The 490-nt window shown below is 37.1% G+C and carries 1 pseudogene; it reads left to right on the top strand.

The window, feature by feature from the left end:
• Positions 1 to 167: 167 nt before the first annotated feature.
• Positions 168 to 490, top strand: a pseudogene (locus ACE01T_RS13765) (transposase); the annotation flags it as partial.

Genomic DNA, 490 nt, shown 5'->3' with positions numbered 1-490 from the left:
GAAATTCTTTTTTTGATTGAAGGGTGTATTTTTTATGGTCCAATTTTTTTAATGAGTAAGCTAGATAAAGAAAAAATCAAGTTTACTAGGGCGTGTCCTCATTTGAAGAATTGGTTTTAAATACTTAAAATCCTCCTTTAAGCTCTTTTCATTTCTATATTTTTTCAATGGCACGTACTCTTCTCACCGATGATATTTGGCAGCAAATTCAAGATACTATGCGATTATACGGTTGTTATTGTTCAAAAAACAGTAGAAATATCATGGAAGCCATCTTATGGAAGCTACGTACGGGTGCGACATGGCGTGTATTCCTCAAGAACTTTGCCCTTGGCAAACTGCTTACAATCGCTTTAATCGCTGGGCAAGTAAGGGATTATGGGATAATTTTTTTTAGATTACGAGGCATTCTGGATCAGGAATGGGTATTCATTGATGGAAGCTACATACGCGTGCATCAACATGCAAGTGGAGCTCGGCATGGTTTCGA

Source organism: Acinetobacter uliginosus (assembly GCF_044130295.1).
Lineage (GTDB): Bacteria > Pseudomonadota > Gammaproteobacteria > Pseudomonadales > Moraxellaceae > Acinetobacter.
The sequence above is the reverse complement of the archived record's forward strand: the minus strand, read 5'-3'. Positions and strand labels throughout refer to the sequence as shown.